Source organism: Falsiruegeria sp. JB4-1 (assembly GCF_055693495.1).
Genome location: NZ_JBVFTZ010000001.1, coordinates 3,453,604 through 3,479,499, shown reverse-complemented (window position 1 = coordinate 3,479,499; position 25,896 = coordinate 3,453,604). Strand labels below are relative to the sequence as shown.

22 protein-coding genes, 5 pseudogenes and 1 riboswitch are annotated in these 25,896 nt (G+C 59.4%); of the genes and pseudogenes, 15 read left to right on the top strand and 12 right to left on the bottom strand.

Going from position 1 to position 25,896, the window contains the following annotated elements; translation table 11 throughout:
* Window positions 1–8: 8 nt before the first annotated feature.
* Window positions 9–1,473: pseudogene (locus tag ACZ1HE_RS17820) on the top strand (uracil-xanthine permease family protein).
* Window positions 1,474–1,584: 111 nt separating this feature from the next.
* Here the strand turns inward: ACZ1HE_RS17820 and ACZ1HE_RS17815 are convergent.
* From ACZ1HE_RS17815 to bhcA, 5 genes and pseudogenes are all read right to left on the bottom strand, one after another.
* Window positions 1,585–2,568 (bottom strand): type I glyceraldehyde-3-phosphate dehydrogenase, encoded by a 984-nt coding sequence (locus ACZ1HE_RS17815; protein ID WP_472622942.1) that lies wholly within the window; start codon window positions 2,566–2,568, stop codon window positions 1,585–1,587.
* 19 nt (window positions 2,569–2,587) lie between these two features.
* Window positions 2,588–3,554, bottom strand: a pseudogene (gene bhcD / locus ACZ1HE_RS17810) (iminosuccinate reductase BhcD).
* A 72-nt stretch (window positions 3,555–3,626) separates the two neighbouring features.
* Window positions 3,627–4,790, bottom strand: coding sequence for a 3-hydroxy-D-aspartate aldolase BhcC (gene bhcC, locus ACZ1HE_RS17805; protein ID WP_472622940.1), 1,164 nt, complete (start codon window positions 4,788–4,790; stop codon window positions 3,627–3,629).
* Between the two features lie 11 nt (window positions 4,791–4,801).
* Window positions 4,802–5,767, bottom strand: a complete 966-nt coding sequence (gene bhcB, locus ACZ1HE_RS17800; protein ID WP_472622938.1) for a beta-hydroxyaspartate dehydratase BhcB — start codon at window positions 5,765–5,767, stop codon at window positions 4,802–4,804.
* A pseudogene (bhcA, locus tag ACZ1HE_RS17795) lies at window positions 5,767–6,955 on the bottom strand (L-aspartate--glyoxylate aminotransferase BhcA). The gene bhcB and the pseudogene bhcA overlap by 1 nt, the downstream one beginning before the upstream one ends.
* A gap of 163 nt (window positions 6,956–7,118) precedes the next feature.
* On the opposite strand from bhcA, the gene ACZ1HE_RS17790 reads away from it, so the two are divergent.
* Both ACZ1HE_RS17790 and ACZ1HE_RS17785 read left to right on the top strand, forming a co-directional pair.
* Window positions 7,119–7,670: an IclR family transcriptional regulator gene (locus ACZ1HE_RS17790; protein WP_472622936.1), complete on the top strand. Its 552-nt coding sequence runs from the start codon at window positions 7,119–7,121 to the stop codon at window positions 7,668–7,670.
* Window positions 7,586–7,945: an IclR family transcriptional regulator gene (locus tag ACZ1HE_RS17785; protein WP_472622934.1), complete on the top strand. Its 360-nt coding sequence runs from the start codon at window positions 7,586–7,588 to the stop codon at window positions 7,943–7,945. Before ACZ1HE_RS17790 ends, ACZ1HE_RS17785 begins: the two co-directional genes overlap by 85 nt.
* Here ACZ1HE_RS17785 and ACZ1HE_RS17780 read toward each other — a convergent pair.
* Complete coding sequence (locus tag ACZ1HE_RS17780; RefSeq protein ID WP_472622932.1) at window positions 7,942–8,289, bottom strand: hypothetical protein; 348 nt, start codon at window positions 8,287–8,289, stop codon at window positions 7,942–7,944. The genes ACZ1HE_RS17785 and ACZ1HE_RS17780 overlap by 4 nt on opposite strands.
* 78 nt (window positions 8,290–8,367) lie before the next feature.
* A pseudogene (locus tag ACZ1HE_RS17775) lies at window positions 8,368–9,197 on the bottom strand (bifunctional allantoicase/(S)-ureidoglycine aminohydrolase).
* Window positions 9,198–9,362: 165 nt separating this feature from the next.
* Between ACZ1HE_RS17775 and ACZ1HE_RS17770 the strand changes: the two are divergent.
* The 3 genes from ACZ1HE_RS17770 to ACZ1HE_RS17760 all read left to right on the top strand — a co-directional run bounded on the left by ACZ1HE_RS17770 (window position 9,363) and on the right by ACZ1HE_RS17760 (window position 11,323).
* Complete coding sequence (locus ACZ1HE_RS17770; protein WP_472622930.1) at window positions 9,363–9,767, top strand: hypothetical protein; 405 nt, start codon at window positions 9,363–9,365, stop codon at window positions 9,765–9,767.
* Window positions 9,768–9,899: 132 nt separating this feature from the next.
* Window positions 9,900–9,988: riboswitch (glycine riboswitch) on the top strand.
* A gap of 149 nt (window positions 9,989–10,137) precedes the next feature.
* Entirely contained in the window at window positions 10,138–10,497 is a 360-nt protein-coding gene (gene gcvH / locus ACZ1HE_RS17765) for a glycine cleavage system protein GcvH (RefSeq protein WP_108786428.1), read from the top strand.
* Between the two features lie 202 nt (window positions 10,498–10,699).
* Window positions 10,700–11,323: an MliC family protein gene (locus ACZ1HE_RS17760; RefSeq protein ID WP_472622928.1), complete on the top strand. Its 624-nt coding sequence runs from the start codon at window positions 10,700–10,702 to the stop codon at window positions 11,321–11,323.
* Window positions 11,324–11,347: 24 nt separating this feature from the next.
* Here ACZ1HE_RS17760 and ACZ1HE_RS17755 read toward each other — a convergent pair whose 3' ends face one another.
* Window positions 11,348–12,283, bottom strand: a complete 936-nt coding sequence (locus ACZ1HE_RS17755; RefSeq protein ID WP_472622926.1) for an NAD(P)-dependent oxidoreductase — start codon at window positions 12,281–12,283, stop codon at window positions 11,348–11,350.
* A 155-nt stretch (window positions 12,284–12,438) separates the two neighbouring features.
* Between ACZ1HE_RS17755 and ACZ1HE_RS17750 the strand changes: the two genes are divergently transcribed.
* Together ACZ1HE_RS17750 and ACZ1HE_RS17745 are read left to right on the top strand one after the other, a co-directional pair.
* Window positions 12,439–13,674: an acyl-CoA dehydrogenase family protein gene (locus tag ACZ1HE_RS17750; RefSeq protein WP_472622924.1), complete on the top strand. Its 1,236-nt coding sequence runs from the start codon at window positions 12,439–12,441 to the stop codon at window positions 13,672–13,674.
* A 6-nt stretch (window positions 13,675–13,680) separates the two neighbouring features.
* Window positions 13,681–14,469: a thioesterase family protein gene (locus ACZ1HE_RS17745; protein WP_472622922.1), complete on the top strand. Its 789-nt coding sequence runs from the start codon at window positions 13,681–13,683 to the stop codon at window positions 14,467–14,469.
* On the opposite strand, the gene truA is transcribed toward ACZ1HE_RS17745, so the two are convergent.
* Window positions 14,462–15,229 carry a tRNA pseudouridine(38-40) synthase TruA gene (gene truA, locus ACZ1HE_RS17740; protein ID WP_472622920.1) on the bottom strand — a complete coding sequence of 256 codons (768 nt, stop codon included), beginning with the start codon at window positions 15,227–15,229 and terminating at the stop codon, window positions 14,462–14,464. The two genes, ACZ1HE_RS17745 and truA, sit on opposite strands and share 8 nt — an antisense overlap.
* A 94-nt stretch (window positions 15,230–15,323) precedes the next feature.
* On the opposite strand from truA, the gene ACZ1HE_RS17735 reads away from it, so the two are divergent.
* The 7 genes and pseudogenes from ACZ1HE_RS17735 (at window position 15,324) to ACZ1HE_RS17705 (ending at window position 23,323) form a co-directional block, all read left to right on the top strand.
* Entirely contained in the window at window positions 15,324–16,739 is a 1,416-nt protein-coding gene (locus tag ACZ1HE_RS17735) for a YcjX family GTP-binding protein (protein WP_472622918.1), read from the top strand.
* Window positions 16,739–17,197 (top strand): GNAT family N-acetyltransferase, encoded by a 459-nt coding sequence (locus ACZ1HE_RS17730; protein WP_472622916.1) that lies wholly within the window; start codon window positions 16,739–16,741, stop codon window positions 17,195–17,197. The genes ACZ1HE_RS17735 and ACZ1HE_RS17730 overlap by 1 nt, the downstream gene beginning before the upstream one ends.
* Entirely contained in the window at window positions 17,194–18,186 is a 993-nt protein-coding gene (locus ACZ1HE_RS17725) for a YcjF family protein (protein ID WP_472622914.1), read from the top strand. The genes ACZ1HE_RS17730 and ACZ1HE_RS17725 overlap by 4 nt, the downstream gene beginning before the upstream one ends.
* A 219-nt stretch (window positions 18,187–18,405) precedes the next feature.
* A pseudogene (gene ileS / locus ACZ1HE_RS17720) lies at window positions 18,406–21,326 on the top strand (isoleucine--tRNA ligase).
* Window position 21,327: 1 nt separating this feature from the next.
* The gene (locus ACZ1HE_RS17715; protein WP_472622912.1) at window positions 21,328–22,299 is read left to right on the top strand and encodes a P1 family peptidase; all 972 of its coding nucleotides are present in this window, start codon (window positions 21,328–21,330) and stop codon (window positions 22,297–22,299) included.
* Window positions 22,300–22,335: 36 nt separating this feature from the next.
* Window positions 22,336–22,791, top strand: a complete 456-nt coding sequence (locus tag ACZ1HE_RS17710; protein ID WP_472622910.1) for a methylated-DNA--[protein]-cysteine S-methyltransferase — start codon at window positions 22,336–22,338, stop codon at window positions 22,789–22,791.
* 70 nt (window positions 22,792–22,861) lie between these two features.
* Entirely contained in the window at window positions 22,862–23,323 is a 462-nt protein-coding gene (locus tag ACZ1HE_RS17705; RefSeq protein WP_472622908.1) for a GreA/GreB family elongation factor, read from the top strand.
* Window positions 23,324–23,421: 98 nt separating this feature from the next.
* Here ACZ1HE_RS17705 and ACZ1HE_RS17700 read toward each other — a convergent pair whose 3' ends face one another.
* The 3 genes from ACZ1HE_RS17700 to ACZ1HE_RS17690 all read right to left on the bottom strand — a co-directional run bounded on the left by ACZ1HE_RS17700 (window position 23,422) and on the right by ACZ1HE_RS17690 (window position 25,861).
* Window positions 23,422–24,117, bottom strand: coding sequence for a CDP-alcohol phosphatidyltransferase family protein (locus ACZ1HE_RS17700; protein WP_472622906.1), 696 nt, complete (start codon window positions 24,115–24,117; stop codon window positions 23,422–23,424).
* A gap of 119 nt (window positions 24,118–24,236) precedes the next feature.
* Window positions 24,237–25,157: a tyrosine recombinase XerC gene (locus ACZ1HE_RS17695; RefSeq protein ID WP_472622904.1), complete on the bottom strand. Its 921-nt coding sequence runs from the start codon at window positions 25,155–25,157 to the stop codon at window positions 24,237–24,239.
* A complete protein-coding gene (locus ACZ1HE_RS17690; protein ID WP_472622902.1) occupies window positions 25,154–25,861 on the bottom strand; it encodes a DUF484 family protein in 708 nt (235 codons plus the stop codon). Before ACZ1HE_RS17690 ends, ACZ1HE_RS17695 begins: the two co-directional genes overlap by 4 nt.
* Between the last annotated feature and the right edge of the window lie 35 nt (window positions 25,862–25,896).

Sequence of the window (25,896 nt, the reverse complement as noted above, 5' to 3'; positions counted from 1 at the left end):
GTGAGATCATGGCTGACACTTCAATCGGGACAGCGGAGCAACTCCGCGACCCCAACTACACACCGTCACTACACAAGGCGGTGCCTCTTGGCATTCAGCATGTGCTGGCGATGTTTGTTTCCAACATCACGCCTAGCCATCATCATCTCGGGTGCGGCCGGTTTCGGCTTTGGCTCGGACGCGGGGGCGCAAGGGTTCCCCGATATGACCTATCTGATCCAGATGTCGATGCTCTTTGCGGGTGTTGCGACCCTGTTTCAGACCATCGGCATGGGCCCAGTGGGCGCGCGTCTGCCCATCGTGCAGGGCACAAGTTTCGCGTTTATCCCGATCATGATCCCCCTGGTGGCGGGCAAAGGCGTCGAAGCGCTGCCTGCGCTCTTTGGCGGCGTTCTGATTGGTGGACTGTTCCATACGCTGCTTGGAACCGTGATAGGCCGCATCCGATTTGCTCTGCCACCTTTGGTGACAGGTCTCGTCGTGACGATGATCGGTCTTTATCTGGTGCGCGTGGGTATTGAATACGCGGCCGGTGGTGTACCTGCCAAGGCGTTCAATAACCCGGAATACGGAAGCTTGCTGAACTGGTCCGTGGCGCTGGTGGTGATCTTTGTCACGCTGGGGATGAAGTTCTTTGCGCGTGGGATGTTGTCTGTGTCGGCGGTGCTGATCGGGATCGTCGCGGGCTACATCTATTCCATGTTCTTTGGTCTGGTGAGCCTGGACGGGATCGGCCAGAGCTGGAGCCGTGCTGCTGCGTTCGGTCTGCCGATACCGTTCAAATACGGGATCGATTTCAGCCTGGCGGCGATCATTGGCTTCTGCCTGATGTCATTCGTCAGCGCGGTTGAGACCGTGGGCGACGTGAGCGGTATCACCAAGGGTGGTGCAGGTCGTGAAGCGACCGACAAGGAGATCCAGGGCGCGACCTTTGCTGATGGTATCGGTTCGGCGATTGCAGGCCTGTTTGGCGGCTTCCCAAATACCTCGTTCAGCCAGAACGTGGGTCTGATCGCGATGACAGGTGTGATGAGCCGCCATGTGGTGACCATCGGCGCGATCTTCCTGATCGTCTGCGGTCTGATCCCCAAGGTGGGCGCGCTGATCCGCACCATTCCCATCGAGGTTCTGGGCGGCGGCGTGATCGTGATGTTCGGGATGGTTGTGTCGGCTGGTGTTTCGATGCTGTCGGACGTGAACTGGAACCGCCGCAACATGGTGATCTTTGCGATTGCACTGTCGATTGGTTTTGGGTTGCAGCTGGAGGTGATGAACCTTGCGCCGGGCTCACCCAACGCGCTGCAATACCTGCCGGACACGCTGCGCATCTTGGCGGCATCAGGCATCTTGCCGGCGGCTTTGATCGCCATCGTGCTGAACCTGATCTTGCCCGAAGAGCTGGCAGATGAGGCCACCGAGGAAGTGTCAGGTGGCATGTCCGGTCACGGCTCGGGCAGTTTGCCCGGCGAGTAAGGGAGTGCTCCCGCCTGGTCGGGACGCATCATTGATGCGCCCACCGACCAGTTGGGCTGGGCAGCGCGCCGAGCTGAAGCTCGGCGCGCTGCTGTTTCGAGATACTGAAAGTTAGGTGGCCATCCGCATCGCCACATCCAGCATGCGTGCGGAAAAGCCCCATTCATTGTCATACCAACCGAAGACGCGCACTTGTCGCGTGCCAGTCATCCGGGTTTCGGGCTCGGCGATGATCAACGATTCAGGCCGATTGCGCAGGTCTGACGAGACCAGCGGCATGTCGGTCCACCCCAGAACGGGTGACGCCAAAACTTGCTGGTGCAGGTGATCTCTGAACGTTGTCTCGTCCATATCCGTTGACAGTTGCACCACCAGATCCACCGCCGAAACACTTGCGGTTGGCACCCGCACCGCTGCGCCGCTGATCTTGCCCGCCAGATGCGGCAGGACGGTGTCGATCAGGTGCGTAGCCGACGAGGTTGTGGGCACCATCGACAGGGCGGCGGCCCGCGACCGGGCCAGATCGCCCCGCGGAGCGTCCACCAGTGGCTGGCTGTTGGTGTAGCAGTGGATCGTTGTCATATGCGCAGTCTCGATCCCGGCGATGTCGTCGATTACCTTGACCAGTGGCGCCAGGCCATTGGTCGTGCAGGACGCGTTCGACACGATCCGGGCATTGCCCAGCTCACCTTCGTTGGCGCCCAGAACGATTGTTACCTCGGCTGCCGGAGAGGGGCCGGAAATCAGCACTTTGCCCGCACCTGCCGTCAGACCACGTGCCGCTACATCCGATGTGCGGGCGATCCCGGTACAATCCAGCAGCACGTCTGCGCCGCTCAGATCCACGCGGGTCAGGTCGGGGCTGTGGGTGATCGGGATGGCCAGACCATCGACCACCAGTGCCTCGTCCCCGGCCAGGACCGCGCCGGGGTAGGGGCCGAAAGTGCTGTCGTATTTGAACAGGTATGCGCAAGTGTCGAGCGGGGCGATGTCATTGATCTGTACCACCTCGACGTCGGAATCCCGCGGCAGGGCAAGCACCTGTCGCAGGATCGTGCGGCCGATGCGGCCGAATCCGTTGATCGCCAGTTTCATGGGCGAAGATATGGCAGGGCTAGAAATCGACCTCAATGGCTGTTCCACGCTGGATCGCAAGTTCCAGGGCGGCAGAGGCCACGGCGAGGTCCTGTAATCCGACGCCAGTGCCATCAAATAGCGTGATGTCGTCTGCCGAGGCGCGGCCCGGATGGGTGCCGTTGATAACAGCGCCCAATTCCGAGATGTCCTCGGCTGTGATCAGCCCGTCTTTGACAGCGTGCTGCGCCTCGCCCAACGTCACCGATTGTGCAATCTCATCGGTAAAGACTTGTGCGCGCGTCAAAAGCGTCGCCTCGACCTCTTGTTTGCCGATGGTGTCGGTGCCCATGCAGGCGATGTGGGTGCCGGGGCGCACCTGTGCGTCCATCAGGATCGGATCAAAGCTTGAGGTGATCGAGATGATCACATCGGCCTCTGCGCCCAGTTGGTCGAGATCAACTGCTTCAAACGGCAGGCCCAACTCGGTGGCCGTATCTGCAAGGCGCGAGAGCATTTCAGGGTGCAGGTTCCAGCCGATCACTTTTTCGAATTCCCGCTGTTTCACCGCCGCCCGCATCTGAAACGCCGACTGATGGCTAAGCTCCGATCATGCCCAGAACTTTGGCATCAGAGCGCGCCAGATGGCGGATCGAAACGGCACTGGCTGCCGCTGTACGCAGGGCGGTCAGCAGGTTGCCTCCCACCACGGCACGGCACTGACCGGTATCGGCATCGAACAGAAAGACCGATGATTGGTGGTTGGTTAGCCCTTTGTCCATGTTGCCCGGCCAATAGCCGCCGGATTTCAGGCCCAGGTTCAGGCCTGCCCGATCAAACCCGGATTTGAAACCATAGAGCGCGTCCGCATGGCCAATGGCTTCGCGGATGACCGGGAAATTCACTGCGTCGCCGCGCGACATGGCGGCAAAGACCGACTCGACGGCGTCAAAGCTTGCCTCTTCGGTCATCAGATCGGCAATCGCTGCCTCAGGTACGATCCACATGGGTCGCTCCTTATGTATGTGGGGCGGCGGTGGATGCCGCGCCCCTTTGTTTACAGGTTTGGTTGGAGAGGATCAGAACGCTTTGCCGCGCGCAGAAATCGGCCAGACAACTTCGACCTTGCCGCCACGCACGCCCACGTACCAATCATGCACGTTGCAGGTCGGATCACAGTGACCGGGCACCAGGCGCAGCTTGTCGTTGACGCTCAACACGCCATCGGGGTCGGAGATTACCCCATGTTCGTCCGAACATTTCGCGTAGGTCACGTCATCGCGGCCAAACACCACTGGCAACCCGCTGTCCACAGACTGCGCCTTGAGGCCCGCATCTACCACCGCCAGATCGGTTTTGGCGTGGCTCATGACTGAGGTCAGGATGAACAGCGCGTTCTCCCACTCGCCCTGATCAATCCGCTTGCCGTCCTGATCCAGAATGCGACCATAATCTGCGTCCATAAAGGCGTAAGAGCCGCACTGAAGCTCGTTGTAGACGCCCGATGCGCCTTCGAAATAGTAGCTGCCGGTGCCGCCGCCGCCGACGATGTCACACTCCAGCCCAAGCGACTTCAGCGTGTCCACCGCGTCGCGAACCATGGCCACGGCAATGTCGATCTTTTCCCGGCGGTCCTCATAGCTGTCCATGTGCTGCATCGCGCCCTGATAGGCTTGGATGCCGGAAAATTTCAGCCCCGGTGCGTTGGCGATGGCCTGTGCAATTTCGACCACCTGCGGCGTGGTCGTCACACCGCAGCGACCTGCGCCACAGTCGATTTCTACGAGGCATTCGATCTCGGTGCCGTGACGGGTCGCAGCCGCGCTCAAGTCGGCAACATTGGCCAGATCATCAACGCAGACCAATGTGCGCGCACCCAGCTTGGGTAGACGTGCCAGTCGGTCGATCTTGGCCGGGTCGCGAACCTGGTTTGACACCAGCACGTCCTTGATGCCGCCACGGGCGAACACCTCGGCCTCGCTGACCTTTTGGCAGCAAACACCGCAGGAGTTGCCAAGCTTCTCTTGTAACAGGGCCACATCAACCGACTTGTGCATCTTGCCGTGAACCCGGTGGCGCACGCCCATCTGCGCGGCCAGATCACCCATTTTGGTGATGTTGCGTTCCAGCGCATCCAGATCCAGCACAAGGGCGGGGGTTTGAATGTCTGCCTCGTCCATGCCGGGCAGGGCGGGGATGTCAAAGCCGACCTCAAGGCCGTCGAATTTTGCAGGTGCGTTCATTGTTTCAATCCTTATTGCGTCCAGGGCAGGCGGTCCATGTCGACGTTGCCGCCGGTGATGATCACGCCCACGCGTTTGCCGGCAAAAACGCCGGGGTTTTTCAGGATGGTGGCCAGCGGAACGGCGCTAGAGGGTTCCAGCACGATCTTCATCCGCTGCCAGGCGAGTTTCATGGCCGCCACGATCTCGTCCTCGCTTGCGGTCAGGATGTCGCTCACGTGGTTCTGGACGAAATGCCAGGTGTTCTCTTTCAAAGGCACTTTCAGCCCATCGGCCACCGTCTGCGGCGCGTCATCCGCGATGATGTGCCCGGCCTTGAAGCTGCGATAGGCGTCGTCGGCCTGTTCCGGCTCAGCGGCATAAATCGCCACTTCCGGCGCGGCGTGGCTCATCCACAGGCAGGTGCCCGAGACCATGCCGCCGCCACCGATCGGAGCGATCACGGCGTCCAATCCGTCAGTCTGTTCCATCAACTCGCGCGAGCACGTGCCTTGCCCGGCGATCACGCGCGGGTCGTTGTAGGGGTGAACGAAATCGGCACCGGTTTCGGCATGGACGCGGGCAAACACCTCTTCGCGGCTGCTGGTCGAAGGTTCGCATTCGGTGATCACGCCGCCATAACCACGCACGGCGGCCTTTTTGGCGTCGGGTGCGGTGCGGGGCATGACGACGTGGCAGGGAATACCCCGTCGACCGGCCGCATACGACAGCGACAGCGCGTGATTGCCCGAACTGTGGGTGGCGACGCCGCGCTTGGCGGCCTCGTCATCCAGACCAAACACAGCGTTCGACGCACCGCGCACTTTGAACGCGCCCGCTTTTTGCAGGTTCTCGCATTTGAAAAACAGTTGCGCGCCGGTCAGATCATCAAAGTAGCTGGACGTCAGAACAGGCGTCCGGTGGATGTGGGGCGCGATGCGCTCATGCGCTGCGATCACATCCTTGTAAGTGGGTAAGGTCATGGTCAGATCCTTCATCACGCCGCGTCCTGTTGCGGGTGGGCATGCGACTGGCGATAGAATTCCTGCGCAGCGGCCACGCCGGACCCGAGCTGGATGTTCATCCCCAGATCAGCCATGCACATCTCGGCCGTGGCGATCCCCGAAAGCGCCATGACGTCAGTCATCGACCCAAGGTGCCCGATGCGGAACAATTTACCCGCGACCTCTCCCAGTCCCACGCCATACGCGGTGCCATAGGTTTCCGCCGCATGGGCAACGATGTCGGTGCCGTTGATGCCGGGTGTCAAAATCGCGCTCACGGTGTCTGATGCAACATCGGGCGAGGCGGCACACAGCTCCAGCCCCCAGGCGCGCACCGCTTTACGCACGCCTTCGGCGATGCGGTGGTGACGGGCAAAGACGTTCTCCAGCCCCTCATCCAGCAGCATCTGCGTCGTCAGCTTCAGCCCGTTCATCAGCCCCACAGCGGGCGTGTAGGGATAGGCGTTGTTGGCATAACCTGCAGCCATGTCGCGCACGTCAAAGAAGGTGCGGGGCAGCTTGGCAGTCTCGGTTGCGGCCAGTGCCTTGGCGCTGAAGCCGGTGATCGCCAGACCTGCGGGCAGCATGAAGCCCTTTTGCGAGCCGGTCACGGCCACATCCACGCCCCAGTCGTCAAACCGGAAATCCATCGAACCGATGGAGCTGACGCCATCGACAAAGAACAGGGCCGGATGGCCCGCGGCATCCATTGCGCGGCGGATGGCAGCGATGTCCGACCGCACGCCGGTCGCCGTTTCATTGTGAGTGGCAAGAACAGCCTTGATCCGATGCGAGGTGTCGGCAGTCAGGATTTCCTCGTACCGGGCGGCGTCGATACCGTCGCCCCAACGGGTTTCCACGATCTGAACGTCCAGCCCGTGACGCTGACACATGTCGATCCAGCGGTGCGAGAACATGCCATTGCGTGCCACCAGAACCGCGTCACCGGGAGACAGCGTATTACAGATCGCCGTCTCCCAGCCGCCGGTGCCCGAGGCGGGGAAGATGAACACCTCGGCCGATGTGCTTTTGAGCACCTGACGCACACCCTCGCGGGCCGGGTGCAGGATCTCGCCAAACAGCGACGAGCGGTGGTCGATGCTGGGCATGTCACAGGCTTTGCGCACCACTTCGGGGATGTTGGTGGGGCACTGGAATGAACAGAGGATTTTGATGGCTCATGGCCGTCTCCTTGATTGCTTGGGAACCAGCGTAGGAGAGGGGGCATTCGTCATCAATTTTTTGAAAAAATATTTCAAAAACGCAAGATGTAAGAAAATTGTTTCTTGTCATATGGTTAATTTTTTCACATTATGAAATCGATTTTCGTTCTTGAGGTGGCGCGATGAATGACCCTGTAGAATCGACTGACAAACGCTCGCGCGGGCGTCCGCGCGATTGGCATGACAAGACCGAGCAGAATACGATCAAATCGTTGGATCGCGCCATCGTCGTGCTGCAGCGATTGGGCGAGCTAGGCGCTGTCACTCTGACGGATCTGGCATCAGATCTTGGCCAATCCCCGGCTACTGTCTATCGCGTGTTGGTGACGTTCCAGAACCGCGAGCTCGTCGATTTCGACGACCGGGCGCAACTGTGGAGTGTTGGACCGGGCGCATTCCTGATCGGCGCGACGTTCTTGCGCCGCACCAGTCTTGTTGAGCGGGCGCGACCGATCCTGCGCGCCTTGATGCAAGAGACCGGAGAGACCGCAAACCTTGGCATCGAACGCAATGGAGAGGTGCTTTTCGTCAGCCAGGTCGAAACTCATTCGAACATCCGCGCATTCTTTCCCCCGGTACGGTGTCGGAAATGCATGCCTCGGGCATTGGCAAGGCGTTGTTGGCTTTCATGGCTGAGGACCGGCGCGACGCCATTCTGTCCGCGCAACCGTTGACGACATACACAGCGCAGACACTAACCCAGCCAGATGCTCTGATCAAAGACCTGCGGATCAGTCGAGAGCGCGGTTATGCCTTTGACGCGGATGAGAAAACCGACGGCATGCGCTGCATCGCCGCCCCGGTTTTCGACGCTTTTGGCGAACCCGTTGCGGGTATATCGGTGTCTGGTCCCACCGTTCGTGTCACAGACAGTGACATCGAGGGCTTGGCGCAAGCGGTCAAAACCGCCGCGCGAACCCTGTCGATTGCAATGGGGGCGTCTGTTTAGCTGCCCGAGGCAACGCTCGGCGGGCAGCTGACCTGCGAATAGAACTGGCCCGAGATGTTTTCATACATGCTCGACCAGATTACCTTGCACCCGGTGGCCTGCTGTATGGCGGTAGCAGCTTGAACACTGCGGCGACGTGCTGGTGGGCCGAAGGGGTTGAGATTGTTCCAGTCGCGGGTGGCCTTGTAGGCGACAGGTGTGTCTGCGACCTGAACCACTTCCCAAGTTCGGCTCAAGACCGAAACGGATCTCGTAGGATATTCTGGTTTGGTCAGTGTCGTTGATTCACAGCCTGCCACAGTAAAAGCTGCCAGCAGAGCGGGAATTATTGTGCGGATTTTCATTGACCAAACTCCGTCCTTTGAAGGTACTGCTTCCGTTTGACCAAATTTCGGAGCCACTGTGAACCCCCAACGCATGCTTTAACGCGTTGGGCTCAACGGCATGTGGCGATTGACGTCTTTGTACAACAGATAGCGGAAGGGTCCCGGCCCCCCGCATAGCAGGCCTGCGGGCAAAAGGCGCGTAGCCACATGTAATCGCCAGCCTCGACTTCGACCCAGTCCTGATTCAAGCGATAAACAGCCTTGCCTTCGAGCACGTACAGCCCGTGTTCCATCACATGGGTTTCCGCAAAGGGAATGACGCCACCGGGCAGGAAGTTGACGATGTTCACATGCATGTCGTGGCGCAGGTCTTCGGGTTCCACAAAGCGGGTGGTAGACCAACGCCCTTCGGTCCCTGGCATCTCGTTCGGGGCGACGTCCTGCTCGCGGGTGACAAAGGGCTCTGGTGGATCAATGCCTTCTACTGCTTGGTAGGCTTTGCGGATCCAGTGAAACCGCGCCGCCGGACCGGCGTGGTTCTTCAAACGCCACGCACAGCTTGCGGGCAGATAGGCATAACCGCCTGCCTCCAGTACGTGATCGGTCTGGCCGATGGTCAGCGTCACAGCGCCTTCGACAACAAACAGAACCCCTTGAGCATTTGGGTCGGTTTCAGGGCGCTCGCTGCCACCACCAGGCTGAACTTCCATGATGTAGTGCGAAAAAGTTTCAGCAAAGCCGCTCATCGGACGGGCCAGAACCCAAACACGGGTCTTGTCCCAAAAGGGCAGAAAGCTGGTAACGATATCGCGCATCGTGCCTTTGGGGATGACGGCATAAGCGGTAGTGAACATGGCGCGGTCAGTCAAAAGCTGCTCTTGACTGGGGTGCCCGCCAGTCGGGGCGTAGTAAGTAGGGTTTGCCATGGATGCCTCGTATCTGTGAGTTGCGGGCACTATGCGAGGAATGGCGATTGGCTGGAAAGGCGGGTTAATCGGATAGCTTTCTTTTGGAAATTTTGAAGATTTGCATTTGGGGGTTTGGACAAGCCGACATGGGCAGTGTAACGATGTGGTCAAGGACTGTGTTCGATGCGCACCTGCGGCGTGATCGAACCATCAGAAGTATTTGAGGCAGCAATGAAACACTTGATTTCGATCGTTTTTTTGTCAGCGTTGCTGGGGTTTGCCGCGCATAATGCGCAGGCTAAGCCCTTGTCGCGGATCATCAGCGAGATTGGGCTGACGCCAGATGATTACAAGGTGATGCAGGCGACTGTGGATCAGTTATTCGTCAACGGCATCCCAAGTGTTGGTCGGCAGCTGTCATGGAGCAACCCGGAGACGGGATCGAAAGGAACGGTGAAACTTCGAGCGAAGCAGGGAAACTGCGTGTATATGCAGCACTTTGTTCTTCCGAACGGGGCGCCAAAATCGCGAGAGATCCGGACCCGGTGGTGCGAGGATGCCAATGGCACTTGGTTGCTGACGCCGTGATGCGCTTGCTCACCTAATTCGACCATTCAGCGGTGCGGTCTATCGCCCTTGCATCCTTTGAACGACGGGCGGGAGCGTTTCGAGGTGGGACAGTAAGGTCTTGTCGGTGCGATTTGCCGTTAGTACGATATGTCAAAGCATGCGGGAGAACTGATGCGATATCAGTGCCGAAGGAGCAACCGCCCCGGAATCTCTCAGGCCCAAGGGACCGTTTGCTGGAAAAAACTCTGGAGAGAGGCGCCGGGATGCGTCCGCCGAAGGGATAACGATCTCAGGCGCAAGGACAGAGGGGGCAGTAGGGGCTGCGTGTGCTACGTGGCATCTTGGAGGTGAGATCTCCAGCCAGAGACCAACAGGGAAGACGAAAGAAATGAAGTACACCGAAGAACATGAATGGCTGTTGCCAGAGGGCGATCTGATCGTGGTGGGCATCACGGCGCATGCGGCAGAGCAATTGGGTGATGTGGTGTTCATCGAACTGCCCGAAGAAGGCACCGAAGTTTCCAAGGATGACGAGATCGTCGTTATCGAAAGCGTCAAGGCAGCCTCGGACATCCTAGCCCCTCTAGATGGCGAGATTGTCGAGGTCAACGAGGCGCTTGTTGATGCGCCGGGCCGGGTCAACGAAGACCCGATGGGCGAGGCATGGTTCTTTAAGATGAAACCTTCGGACTTGTCGCCCATGGACGATTACATGGACGAAGCCGGGTACAAAGATTTCATCAGTTGACCCCAAATTTCGGTTAACTCCCGTCCGTCGGCTCTGCCCTGACGGGCCGACCTCCCGTTGGGCCGCGCAGCGCCTTGCGGCGCTGCGGTTGCACCAAGTCTCCAGATTGCCGCGCGTGCAGAACGGTTTCACCGTGACGATAGGATTGATTTGCGAGGGCTTTGGCCTAGGCTTCGACTGTCGAATCCATAGGAGGGCCGACATGAAACCTTGGTATCTGGCTGCGGCATCTGTGTTCCTTGGCACTTGGGTGTTGGCGGCTGATCCGTCCTTTGACTGCGCCAAGGCGCAAAGCGATGCGGAACAAGCTGTATGCAAATCCGATGCATTGGCCGAGCTCGATGTCGAAGTGACGCGTCTTTATCAATTGGCTGTGGCGGATGTTTCAGGCGCGCGGCTGAATGAATTGAAGGCGATGCAACGCGGATGGATTAAGGGCCGTGATGAGTGCTGGAAGTCTTCGTTGGGCTTGAACTCTTGCGTTGCTAACGAATATGTCTTTCGTATCATGGACTTAAGAACCGGCTATGCCAACGCGCGGAGCGAAGATTCCGCCGGGATCAGCATTGGACCACAAGTTCTGGCCTGTGATGGGTTTGACGCAGCCATTGGTGTTGTGTTCGTCAATTCCAGCGCACCAATGGCGGTGTTGAAATGGCGGGACAAGGCCGTTGCCCTACCTTCCGTTCCCTCTGGCTCTGGTGCGAAATACGCAAGTGACGCCTTCTTGGGCGGAGCGTCCTCCCTTTTCACCAAGGGGGACGAGGCGCTCTTCATGCCGCCCGGTGATACGGAACTGAAGTGTCGCATCGAAGAGGTCGGGTAAGTTCCAACCTCTCGATCAGTCAATTCAATAGCCGCGGTCGCGGTCGACTTCGTGCAACAATTCGTTGCCCTCTGTCAGGCGGCGATAGTTCTCGGCCACATCCTTGAGCGCATCGCCCAGATGCCAACCCGAAACATGGGGCGTGATCACTACTTTTGGGTGATTCCACAGTGGGTTGTCTGACGGCAGCGGCTCTTCGCTGACCACATCCAAGATGGCTCGGTCGAACTGATCTGCATCCAAAGCGGCCATCAAAGCGGCTTCGTCAATTAGGTCTCCGCGACCCGCATTGAGCAGTTGCGCGCCAGGCTTCAGCGCCGCTAGCAACTCGGCGTCGAACAGGCCAACGGTTTCCGCCGTCGACGGAAGGATACAGCAGACAAAATCGCATTCACCCAAAAGGTCGGGCAAAGCGTCGTAACCATGATAACAATCCACGCCCCTAATGTCCTTCGGGGAACGGCTCCAGCCTTTGACCTGAAAGCCGACGTCGCGCAGCATGCCCGCCGATCGGCTGCCGATGTGCCCCAGACCCAGAACACCAACGACGGTATCAGGGGTGTACCGGGGCTCAATCGGGCCCCAGACGCTGATTGCCTGATCCGAGTCGTGTTTGTCCATGTTGCGCTGCGCTCGCAGTATGTAGGCGAGGAACCATTCCGCGATCTCACGCGCCGGGGCGTCGGGCTTCAAACGCGTAACGCGCACATGATCGGGCAGGCCGGGGTGTTTAACGATGGTTTCGACGCCCGCGCCCAGCTTTTGCACCAGTTGCAGGTTCGGAAACTCGGTCGGGCGATCGCCGTTCAGGCTGACCACGGCCATCATGGTGACGTCCTGGGGATTGCCGACATCGGCGCTTGTGCGAACATCCGCTGTGGGCATGGCGGCGCGGACCTGCTCGGCCAACTCCTCTTCTGTCATCCATCCGCTGATGCCGATATCAATCAACAAGGCCATTTCATTCCCTTTCCGACAAACTTTCCGATGACGTGCCGTCACACCGCTGGACTTACCCGCCGCAGCTAAGCCACACTTTGACTGAACGTAAAGACTAGAGTTTCAGCGCAGGTCTCGATCAGGTGATCGACCCGAGGGCGCCAGGGAGGATTTCAATGGATATGAGTTTTTCGATGCGGGACGAGAACCGCGCACTGCTGGATCGTGTCACGGCAATGATCCAGGACGAGATCATGCCGCTGGAGCAGGAATACCACGATGAGATCGCCAAGGAAGACCGCTGGAAATACACTGCGCGCCAGACCGAGATCCTCGAAGGGCTCAAGGCCAAAGCCAAGTCCGAGGGGCTTTGGAACTTCTGGCTGACGGACAGCGACAAGGGCTTTGGCCTGTCGACCGTCGAATATGCCTATTTCGCCGAACAGATGGGTAAGACGCCCTTGGGGGCCGAAGTGTTCAACTGCTCCGCGCCCGACACCGGCAATATGGAAGTGTTCGAGCGCTACGGCACAGAGGCGATGAAAGAACAGTGGCTCAAGCCGCTGCTCGATGGGCAGATTCGCTCGGCCTATCTGATGACCGAACCGGATGTGGCCAGCTCGGACGCGACCAACGTGTCGATGGCTTGCGTACGCGATGGCGACGACTATGTCCTGAATGGCGAGAAATGGTGGTCCTCGGGTGCGGGTGATCCGCGCTGCAAGGTTTATATCGTGATGGTCAAGACGGGTGGCGAAGAGCTGCCAAAGCACAAGCGCCAGTCGATGATCGTTGTGCCCGCCGACACGCCCGGTATCGAAATCTTGCGCCCGATGGAGGTTTATGGCCACGACGATGCGCCCCATGGCCACATGCACATCCGGTTCACCAACGTGCGCGTGCCTGCCGACAGCATCCTGCTGGGCGAAGGGCGCGGGTTCGAGATTGCCCAAGGTCGCCTTGGGCCCGGCCGCATCCACCACTGTATGCGCGCCATCGGTCAGGCCGAGATCGCGCTGGAGCGTATGTGCAAACGCTCGCTGCAGCGTGAGGCGTTTGGTAAGAAGCTGGCCCAGCTGGGGGCCAACTATGACATCATTGCCGAATGCCGGATGGAGATCGAAATGGCCCGCCTGCTGTGCCTGAAGGCAGCGTGGTACATGGATCAGGGTGACGCACGCGCCGCCGCGCCATGGATCAGCCAGATCAAGGTTGTGGCGCCTCGCGTCGCGCTCAAGGTGATCGACGAGGCCGTGCAGATGTTCGGCGGTCAAGGCGTTAGCCAGGACACCCCGCTGGCGATTGCCTGGACCCACGTGCGGACCCTGCGTCTGGCCGATGGTCCCGATGCGGTGCACCGCCGTCAGGTGGCCCGGACCGAGCTGCGCAAATACACGCAGGAGAAAGTCTGACGCCTGATGCGTGAGCTTTCCTATTTCAAGATGACCGAGGGCGGGGTGTTTCATGGAAACGACCCCGCCCGCGGCCCTTGGTCCCCTGATCATTGTCACGCAGGCCCGGTCACGGGTTTGGTGGCCCGCGCGGCCGAAGCGGCGGCGGGGCATGCGAAAATGCTCACACGTTTGACCATCGATGTGCTGCGCCCGGTGCCGTTGCAGGGTTTGCAGATCAACACCGACGTGCTGCGCGACTCGCGCACGCTGACCACCACGCGGATCGAAGTGGTAGCCGAGGATGGCACAGTTTGCGCCAGTGCCACGACCATGCATCTGGTGCGCAAAGAGCTCTCAGACGTGCCAACAGCGCAGGTTCCACGCCCCCGGATCGAAGATACCGAGAAGGGTGAGCCGATCCTGATTGCGGGCATCCACGACAAGCCGATGTTTGGCAATTTTACCGAGATGGTGTTTCCCAAAGGCCAGTCCCGCGACCCCGGTCCCAAAACCGTCTGGGCGCGCGTGCCGAACCTGATAGAGGGAGAGGAGCAGTCGCCGATTCAGTCCATTTGTGCTTTGGCGGATTGTGGCAACGGGCTGTCGATGAACGAAATGCCCAAACGGATCGGTTTTATGAACACCGATTTAACCCTGCAAATCCACCGCGAGCCGGAAAGCGACTGGCTGGCGTCAGAGGCGGTGTCGCATTGGCACGACAACGGCATCGGCATGTCCCATTCCACCCTCTATGACACCAAGGGGCCGGTGGGCGTGGCGTTACAAACCCTGGTGCTGCATCCAATCAAATGAACGGATCGTGCGGGTAACCAACCCGCGCCAGATAAAGACCCTGCGGCGGGCAGACCGGGCCGCAGGCTGCGCGATCACAGGCTTCCAAAGCGGTTTTTACATCCTCCGGCGACCAGCTTCCTGCGCCAACGCGTTCTAGCGTGCCCACAAAACTACGAACCTGATTGTGCAGGAACGACCGGGCACGGACGTGGAAATGGATTTCTGGGCCGGAGAAGCCGTTCACTTTTTCGATGCTCAATTCGTCCAAAGTCTTCACCGGGCTGGTGGCCTGACATATGGTCGAGCGGAACGTCGTGAAATCATGCTTTCCAATCAGATGCGCAGCCCCTTCGCGCATGGCGTCCACATCCAGCTGCTGATTGACGCGCCAAACCTGACCCTTGTTGTGGGTTTCAGGTGCGCGTCGTTGCAGGATGCGGAACAGATACTGCCGCTCAAGGGCCGAAAACCGGGCATGCCAGTCATCGTCCACACGGGCGGCAGCGACAATGGCAACGGGCTGGGGTTTCAGATGATAATTCAGCGCCTCAGACAGGCGGAAGGGGTCCCAATCTCTGGTCATGTCGCAATGGGCCACTTGCCCCAACCCATGCACGCCTGCATCGGTGCGCCCGGCGGCGGCGATGGTGTGGGGGCCGGGTTCCAGCCGCGCCAAGGCAGCCTCGATCGCGCCCTGGACCGAAGGGTGTTCCTTTTGCCGCTGCCACCCGGCGAAGGGCGCGCCCTGATATTCGACTTTCAATGCGTAACGTGACATGGCGTCGGGCAGTACCCTGACGCGCGATACAAGTCTAGTCAGGGCAGGGACGGCCCCCTATCTTGGGGCAAAGCAATTTGGGCAGGACATAAGTTTGGTCATCTCATCTCTGGCGGATCGCGTGGTGCGTAGTGTCGAAAGTGTCGGCGACACGGTGTCCGAGGCGCTGTTTGAACCGGTCATACGGCTGGGTGTCACCGGTCTGGCGCGATCAGGCAAGACGGTGTTCATCACCTCGCTGGTTGCTAACTTGCTGGACCGGGGCCGCATGTCTGGGCTTGTGGCCGCGCAAGAGGGCCGGATCGAGGCCGCATATCTGCAACCACAACCTGACGACACAGTGCCGCGTTTCGACTACGAGGCGCATCTGGGTGCCCTGACCGGCCCGACGCCCCATTGGCCCGACAGCACCCGCGCCATTTCCGAGCTACGCCTGTCGCTGCGGGTGCAACCCAACGGGTTATTGTCCGGCCTACAGGGACCGCGCACCATTCATCTGGATATTGTTGATTATCCCGGCGAATGGCTGCTGGATCTGGCGCTGCTGGAGCGCAGCTTTGACGATTGGTCGCGAGAGACGCTGGATCGGATCGCAGATCGACGCTGCGCCGCTGACTACATGGCTGCTTTGTCGAACGTGGACCCAGAGGCCACGCATGACGAACCACTGGCGCAAACTCTGGCGCAAAACTTTGCTGCTTACCTGAACAACGCACGGGACACTGGGTATTATGACTGCACGCCGGGGCGTTTTTTATTGCCTGGCGATCTGGCTGGATCGCCTGTTCTGACCTTTGCGCCGCTGCCGGTGGAGGGCTCGTCTACCCGCCGCAGTCTGCACCGCGAAATGGAACGTCGGTTCGAGGCGTATAAGGCCCAAGTTGTCAAACCCTTCTTTCGCGATCATTTCTCGCGCATCGACCGGCAGATCGTGCTGGTTGATGCGTTGGGTGCGATCAGCAAAGGCCCCAAGGCAGTCGAGGATATGCGCCATGCGCTGGCCGACATCCTCACCAGCTTTCGCCCCGGTCGCAACGCCTGGCTCACCAGCCTGCTGATGGGCAAGCGGGTTGAGAAAATTCTGTTTGCAGCCACAAAGGCCGACCATCTGCACCACCTGCAACACCCGCAACTGACCGCGATCATGGAGGCATTGACCCGCGATGCCCGCGACCGGGCGCAGTTTGCCGGCGCGGATACGGCAGCGCTCTCGCTTGCCTCGCTGCGCGCAACGACCGAGGAAATGCACCCCCACAACGGGCAAGAGCTGCCATGTGTGCGGGGCACGCTGCTGGACACCGGCAAACAGGCTGCGCTTTATCCTGGTGCCCTGCCTGATGATCCGGCCCATTTGTTGCAGCCGGCGCGCGACGGGGCTGAGGGCTGGCTTGATGGCGATTACCAGGCGATGAGTTTTGCGCCCGCGCCCCTGACACTCAAACCCGGTGATGGGCCGCCGCACATCCGTCTTGATCGCGCGGTGCAGTTCCTGATCGGGGACCGTTTGTGATGGCAACGATCCGACCCGCCAGATCAACAGACGCCGGAACGACTGGCGAGATCCTGCACCAGTTTTCTCAGGACAACGACTGGATGCCCGAATTGCACACGCTGGCCGAAACCATCAGCTTTTGTGGCACCATGATCGACCGGGGCTGGGTCACCGTGGCCGAGGTGAACGGCAGGGTCGAAGGGTTCATCGCGCGCGATGGCGAGGAAATCTGCTCGCTCTACATGTCGCGCCGGGGGCGTCGTCGTGGAATCGGGCCACAGCTTCTGGATACTGCCAAATCCGCCTGCGACCGGCTGGTGCTGAAAACATTCGAGGACAACAAGGGCGCGCAACGGTTCTATCGGCGCGAAGGGTTTGTCGAAACGGCTTGCGGCGACGGGGCCGACAATGATGAAAACCTGCCCGATGTTACCTACCTATGGACAAAGGCAGACAAGAAAGAGCCAAACCCATGACCAAGGGCCCGGTCGTCATCGACCTTGAACAAGAACCTGCTGCATCGGTGGCTGACGCGCCGCCGGTACCCGACATTGCCGCCCCAACAGGGCAGGCGATGCAGATGGCGGCGCGGGTTGCGGCGCGCAAACCTTCGCGTTTGGCGAAATGGTTCTGGGCGTTGGCTTTGTCGGTTTTGGGCGCGGTGATCTCGGTCGCGGCCTGGGATTTTGTGACGTCCTTGATCACCCGCGTGCCTCTTCTGGGCTGGGCTGTGACCGGCTTGATGGGCGCGTTGGTCTTGGTCACCGTGGTGATTGCCATCAAGGAACTGGCCGCCATTGGGCGCCTCTCTCGCGTGGATGGGCTGCGTCGCGCGGCAGATGACGCGCTGGCCAGTGGCGAATTGAGCCAGGCCAAGGATGTGTCGAAACGTCTGCTGGCCTTTTACCGTGGCCGCGATGACGTGCAGTGGGGGCGCGACCGCGTGGCCGAGCGGATGGACGAACAATTCGACGCCTCAACGCTGCTGGGTTTGGTCGAGGACGAGATGCTCGCCCCCCTGGACGCCGCCGCCAAACGCGAAGTCGAGGCAGCTGCCCGGCAAGTTGCCACTGTCACGGCGCTTGTCCCCATGGCGCTGGCAGATGTGTTGACGGCCTTGGCTGCTTCCTTGCGAATGATCCGCCGCGTGGCAGAGATCTATGGCGGGCAGGCGGGGTTCTTTGGCAGCTGGCGGCTGACGCGTGCGGTGTTCTCGCATCTAGTGGCCACCGGGGCCGTCGCCGTTGGTGACGACCTGCTGGAACCAATTTTGGGTGGATCAATCCTCAGCAAACTGTCGCGCCGTTTTGGCGAGGGGCTGGTCAACGGGGCGCTGAGCGCCCGTGTTGGTGTCGCCGCGATGGAGGTCTGTCGCCCGCTGCCCTTTTCCAAACGACACCGCCCGTCAGTGCGTGGGATCGTAAAAGGTGCTTTGAGTGGGTTGTTTTCGAAAACCGAAGGGTAATGCGATAGAAATCGTGGTCTGAGGCATTTCAAACATTCCTCGGCGCTTTACCCGCCACGCGCTGCGCCCTATAAGGCCCGCATGAGCCATCTGAGCCTCATCATTATTCGAATTATATCCCCGGCGCTCTGACCCTTGAGACGCCGGGCAAAGGTGCTTGAGACTTCGCACTGACCGCTTCGATCCATACACCACGATGATATCCAAAGGACGCCACACATGTGCTCCGACAAGACAACCGATACGCCTGAATACAAAGACACGCTGAATCTGCCCAAGACCGATTTCCCCATGCGCGCAGGCCTGCCCAAGCGCGAGCCCGCATGGCTGGAACGCTGGGAAAAGATCGGCGTTTATGACCGTCTGCGGGAAAAGGAAGGGCGCAAACCCTTCATCCTGCACGATGGCCCCCCTATGCGAACGGTCACCTGCACATCGGTCACGCCCTGAACAAGACCATCAAGGACATGATCGTGCGCTCGCACCAGATGATGGGCCATGACGCGCGCTATGTGCCGGGTTGGGATTGTCACGGCCTGCCGATCGAATGGAAAATCGAAGAGCAGTACCGCAAGAAGGGCAAGAACAAGGACGAGGTGAACGTGGTGGACTTCCGCCGCGAATGCCGCGCCTTTGCCGACGAATGGGTGGGCATCCAGCGCGAAGAGTTCAAGCGCATCGGCATCACCGGCAATTGGGCCGATCCCTATCTGACCATGGCCTATGACGCCGAGGCGGTGATCGCGGATGAGTTCATGAAGTTCCTGATGAACGGGACCTTGTATCAGGGCTCGAAGCCCGTCATGTGGTCGCCCATCGAAAAGACTGCCCTGGCCGAGGCCGAGGTGGAATACCACGACAAGGAAAGCTTCACCATCTGGGTGAAGTTCAAGGTTGCTGAACCTGCCGATCACAAGTTGGCTGGCGCAAATGTCGTGATCTGGACCACCACACCTTGGACCATCCCGTCCAACAAGGCGGTCGTCTATGGTCAGGACATCGCCTATGGCCTGTACGAAGTGACCGGCACGCCCGAAGAATGCTGGGTCAGTGTTGGTGACAAGTACCTGTTAGCCGACAATCTGGCGGCCGATGTATTCCGCCGCGCGCGCCTTGAAGACGACCAGTGGACCCGTGTGGCAGATGTGCCCACCGCTGATCTGGAAGGCGTCGGCCTGGCGCATCCCCTGCACGGCGCCGAGGGTGGCAATGGCGAATGGGACGACATCCGCGACTTCCGCGCCGCTGACTTTGTGACCGACACCGAAGGCACCGGCTTTGTCCACTGCGCCCCGTCCCACGGTATGGAAGAATTTGAGCTGTATCGTGATCTGGGCATGCTCGAGCAGGTCATCACCTACAACGTGATGGACGATGGCTCTTTCCGCGCTGATCTGCCGTTCTTTGGTGGCAAGTTTATCCTGTCCCGCAAGGGTGGTGAGGGTGACGCCAACAAGACCGTCATCGACAAGCTGGTCGAGGTTGGCGGCCTTATGGCGCGTGGCAAGATCAAACACAGCTATCCGCACTCGTGGCGGTCGAAAGCACCGATCATCTATCGCAACACGCCGCAGTGGTTTGCATCCGTAGATCGCAAGCTTGACGACGGCATGGGCGAGATGGGCGACAGCATCCGCGAACGGGCCCTGCGCTCCATCGACGAACTGGTGAAATGGACCCCACAGCGGGGCCGCAACCGCCTGTTCTCGATGATCGAGGATCGCCCGGATTGGGTTCTGTCGCGTCAACGCGCCCGGGGTGTGCCGCTCACCTGTTTCACCAAGAAGGGCGCGCTTCCTACGGATGCCGACTACCTGCTGCGCAACGCCGATCTGAACGCCCGCATCAAGGCCGAGTTCAAGGAGCACGGCGCCGATGTCTGGTATGAAGATGGGTTCAAGGCCAAGGTGCTCGACGGCATCGCGGACCCGGACGCCTATGATCAGGTGTTCGACGTGCTCGATGTTTGGTTCGACTCCGGTTCGACCCACGCATTCGTGCTGCGCGACCGTGAAGACGGGACCGAGGACGGCATCGCCGATGTTTATATGGAAGGCACCGACCAGCACCGCGGGTGGTTCCATTCGTCCCTGCTGCAGGCTTGTGGCACCAAGGGCCGCGCGCCTTACCGCAACGTGGTGACGCATGGCTTCACGCTGGACGAGAAGGGCATGAAGATGTCCAAATCGCTCGGCAATACCATCGTGCCGGAGGCGGTTATCAAGCAATATGGCGCCGACATCCTGCGCCTGTGGGTGGCCCAGACCGACTATACCGCTGACCAGCGGATCGGGCCGGAAATCCTGAAGGGCACCGCCGACAGCTATCGCCGCCTGCGCAACACCATGCGGTACATGCTGGGTTCGCTGGCCGACTTCACCGAAGCTGACCGGGTGGAACCTGCGGACATGCCGCGTCTGGAACGTTGGGTGCTGAGCCGTTTGACCGAGCTGGATGCGCAAGTGCGCGAGGGCTATGCCAAGTTCGACTTCCAGGGCGTCTTTAGCGCAGTCTTCAACTTTGCCACTGTGGACCTTTCGGCTTTCTACTTCGACATCCGCAAGGACGCGCTATACTGCGATGGCGACACCCTGCGCCGCCGCGCGGCCCGCACGGTTCTGGACATCCTGTTCCACCGCCTGACCACCTGGCTCGCGCCGGTTCTGGTCTTCACCATGGAAGAGGTCTGGCTTGAGCGGTTCCCGGGCGATGACAGTTCGGTCCACCTGGTGGATTTCCCCGAAACGCCTGCCGACTGGCGCCATGTTGAGTTGGAAGAGGCCATGGCCAAAGTGCGCCGCGTGCGTCGTGCCGTGACCGCTTCGCTGGAACTTCAGCGGCGCGATAAGGTGATCGGCTCCAGCCTTGAGGCCGCGCCGGTGGTGCATGTCGAGGATAAGGAAACCCGCGATCTTCTGGCAACCTTCGATGCGAACGATCTGTGCATCACCTCGGGCCTGACCATCACCGGCGACCCATCCCCGGCCGAGGCCTTCCGTGTGCCGGAAATCAACGGCGTGTCGGTGGTGTTTGAAAAGGCCGATGGCGCCAAATGTCAGCGCTGCTGGAAGATCTTGCCAGACGTGGGTGGCCATAGCCACACAGGTGTCTGCGGTCGCTGTGACGAGGCGCTGAGCTGAGATGCCGCGCGCCCGTGATCTGGGGCTTGCGATCGGGCGGTTCCCGCCCGGTCCGCTGAACGCGATCACGGATGTGGGGCAGGTGGCCGTCGGCCACGTCACCCTGAACGAAGGCGCGCGCACCCGCACCGGTGCGACCGCCATTCTGCCGCATCCCGGCAATCTGTTCACCGACCGCCCCTGTGCTGGGCTGTCGGTTCTGAACGGGTTCGGCAAGTTTGCCGGCGTGACGCAGGTGCAGGAATTGGGTGAACTGGAAACACCCATCCTGCTGACCAACACCCTGGCTGTCGGGCGCGGGATCGAGGCTCTGATTCAACATACGCTGGCACAGCTAGGCAACGAATTCGTGACGTCCATCAACGCGGTTGTTGGCGAAACCAACGATGGTCGCCTCAACGATATCCGCGCCGCCCGCCCGACCGTTGCCGAAATGCGCCAAGCGCTCGACGCTGCATCCAGTGGCCTCGTGACCGAAGGCTGCGTTGGGGCAGGGACCGGTACAGTTTCTTTTGGCCTCAAAGGTGGGATAGGCACGTCATCGCGCGTTGTCGGTGATCATCTCGTGGGGGTGCTGGTGCAGTCAAACTTTGGCGGCACCCTCCGAATAGATGGTTGCGATATCTCCGAAACATCGCAAGCGGATGCAGATGGCTCGATCGTATTGATTGTTGCGACAGACGCGCCTCTGTGCCCGCGGAATTTGACCCGTTTGGCGACTCGAAGTTTTGCCGGTCTTGCCCGCATAGGTTCGGCGCTGTCAAACGGCTCGGGCGACTACGCTTTGGCCTTTTCTATCAATAAGAGCGAGCCGCTTGCCAACGACGCGTGCTCGCCTCTGTTCGAGGCCGTCATCGAGGCGGCAGAGGAAGCGATCCTGAACGCTCTGCTGATGGCCGAAGACATGACGGGCTATGACGCGCTCAAAGGTTGCCCCAAAACAGTGAATGCGTTGCGTTTGCAGCAAAAGTAACTTGTCTTGGCCCCGGGCTTCTGGAACCCTGTGCCTATGACCATGATTGCAGTTGATACACAATTCGGACGCCTTGGGATCGTCGAAGACGATGGCGCCATCACCAAGCTGGTTTGGGATGGGGAGAACCAGGGAACGCCCACACCTTTGTTGAATGAAGCGGCGGCGCAATTGGCTGCATACGACGCGGGTCAGCTGGAAAACTTTGATTTGCCGATGCGCGTAGAAGGGTCTCAAATGCAGCGTGATGTCTGCGACGCCATGCTTGCCATTCCATTCGGGTATACGCGCACTTATGGCGAATTGGCAAAGGACTTGGGGTATTCGGCCCAATCGGTGGGGCAAGGCTGCGGCGGCAACCCGATCCCCGTCATCATTCCGTGTCACCGAGTTATGGGAGCCAAAGGACTGACGGGGTTCTCTGGCAAAGGCGGCGTGGAAATGAAGGTGGCCTTGCTGCGTCACGAAGGGGCGGCGGGCTTGCTCATCTGATTTGGATCAAGGCAAGATGGATCCAGATCACGGCATGTAAGTGATCGCAAAAACGTCCAAGGAGGCCATTATGAACACAGACCGCGCGGCACTAAAGGAAGCTGTTCGTGACAAATTGCTTTCCATGGAAGAAGCGGAACTGGCAACAGCGATCGCCCATTACGAAGCGTTTTTGCATGACTCGCAGCTTGATGATCGGGAAACTCACGACAAGGACGACCTAGCAGCATCGCGTGAGAATGCGGATTTGGCGGCCGCTTTTGATACGCCGGTTCAAGCCCACCACGCCAAGATCGATGTCATAGAAAACCTGGACTTCTCTGTGACCGACACAGTTCAACCAGGCGCCGTGGTTTCATTCAACCGCCGCAACTTCGTGGTCGCTGTATCAACGACCCGTTTCGATGTCGAAGGGATAACTTATATGGGCATCTCTCCGCAAAGCCCGATCTACAAGGCCATGGTCGGCGCCAAAGTCGGTGACAGTTTTGATCACAACGGCCGCAGCTTTGTTGTTGATGACGTATTCTAAAGCGAAAATGGTCTATTTGAGCGTCAGAAGACATCGCGCAACAGGTTGAATTTGGATTTCAGGCCGCTTTGCTCGATTCAGATAGACCGATATCCGTTCTAGGGTTTTTTGGCAGGGATCAACTGTTGGGCAATCCCGGCAGATACAAGGTACACGCTGGTGACGATCAGACCCCAGTGCGCCCAACTTTCGGGATGAAAATCGACCCAGGCGGCCCACCCAGCAAAGAATGTCCAGGCCAATGCCATCGACAAACTCAAAGGCCTCCACCGTTCTGTTCGAACCGGGTGGACGAATTTCAAGGGCAGGAACATGGCCACAGCCAGGGCAGTGACCATAGCCAGGCTGACCCAGAAATTCGGCTCAAGCGCGAAAATCACCAAAACCAGCATGTTCCAGCACCCAGGAAAGCCGGAAAAGGAGTTATCCTTTGTTTTCATGCGCGTATCGGCAAAATACATGGCACTGGCAAAGGTGATGATGATGATCGCAAACCATCCAGTCCAACCGTCCATGAGACCGGATTTGAACAAGGCAAACGCCGGGATGAAGACATACGTCAGATAGTCGATGATCAGATCTAGAAGAACCCCGTCAAATTCCGGTGCATTGGTTTTGACGTCAAATTTTCGCGCCAAAGGCCCGTCGATCCCGTCAACAAAAAAAGCAACCACAAGCCAAAGAAACATCAGGTCCCATTTGGCATCAACCGCTGCCAGCATGGACAGCATGGCAAATACGGCGCCGGTGGCAGTGAACAGGTGAACGGAGAGGGCACGAAACTGAGGGGTCATAGGCACGTCATGACTGAAAACGCATCGAACTGCAAACGGTTGATAGTGGGAATTGAAGGTAAGGCAAAGTTCCTTCACTGGCTCGGGTTCTTTGATAGATCGCCCCGTAACCTATGTCTTTAGGCCTTGGGGTGGGCTCGGTTGTAAACGTCCATTAAATGCGCGGTGTCCACTGCGGTATAGGCCTGCGTCGTCGACAACGATGCGTGCCCCAACAATTCTTGGATCGCGCGCAGATCTCCTCCGGCGGCCAAAAGATGGGTGGCAAAGCTGTGACGCATGGCATGCGGAGTGGCAGTTGCGGGCAGCCCTAGTTGCATACGCGCTTTGGCCATGACGGCTTGAATCGCTCGGGGTGCCAGGGCTTTCCCACGGACACCGCGAAACAACGGGCCGTCAGCTTCGCGTGGGTGCGGACAGAGGCGGAGATAGGTCTCAACGGCAGTCCTGGCCTGATTGATAACTGGCACGACACGTTCCTTGTTGCCTTTGCCCGTGATGCGAAGGGTTTGAGGGAGCGGGGCATCCTTGCCTTGCAGAGACAAGGCTTCGGAAATGCGCAGACCACATCCGTAAAGAAGAGTGACGACGGCCACGTCCCGTGCAGCGACCCAATCCGACAATGACTGCACTTCGACCGTTTCAATCATTGCTTTCGCTGCGTCTTCGGCCAAGGGTCGGGGAAGCTTGCGTTGGAACTTTGGTGCGCGGGTGGACAAAACAGCGGTTGGTTCAAACCCTTCACGCTCGGCTAGCCATTTGTAGAAACTTTTTACAGCAGACAATTTGCGCGCCAGAGACCGCGCTCCGACACCAGATGACCGTGTCTGTGCCATCCAGGATCGCATATCAGAGACAGAAATGCTTTTGAGTGCAGCCAATCCCTGTGTTTGTCCTTTGTGCAGGGTCATGAAAGACATGAAATCAACAAGATCACCTTGGTAAGCCGTAATCGTATTTTCTGAACGACCCAATAGGGAATGCTGCACATCCAGCCAGGACTGCAATGCATCCCGGCAAGCGGGCGAAATCAGGTTCATGAAAGCCAGTGTCGCATGGAACGCTCAAATACCCCTGCAAAGAATGACAGCAGATCTGTGCCTTGCTGTGGAGTAAATTGATGGGGATCTTCGGCGCCCATTGCCAGCATGCCGGGCAGGCGGCCGTTGCCGAAATCAAGTCTGAGGCAGGCCTCTGACCGGATCCAATCCGCGCGCGTGCCATAGATCTGTGAAGATGCCTGGTGCAATTGTCTTAGGGTGACCTGACGTGGTCCGGAATGGCGCCCGTTCGCAAGGTAAGATGCAATGAACCCCGGTTCGGCGATGCTCAGAACATCGCCCATGCGCTGAATGCTGGGGTCATCGTCGTTTTGCACGGATTCAAGCACAAGGGTAATGGCGTCAACGCGCAGAACCTCGGCCACTTCGCCGCCGAGATCACGAAGGAATGTTTCAAAGTCGGTGGGGTCCATCATGCGCAGAATGGCTCGGTGCACCTGATTGGTACCAGCGAGGTTTTCGTATGCGGCGGCGATGACCGAGCGATGGGTATCTTCCAGTCGATCCAGACGCGCTTCGAGCCGCTCCATAGCGATGCCACGCAGGTCGACGATATTGCCCCCCATGGCCCGCTCATTGGCGGCGACAAGGGCATGCATCAGGTCCTTGTCGTCAAGCACCGTGTCCGGCTTGGCGATGATCGCCTCGCGCAGAGCGTTTTCCAGTTTCGGGCTGCTGCTCATTCTAGCCTCGTTTTTGTGTTGGGCTGGTTTATAGC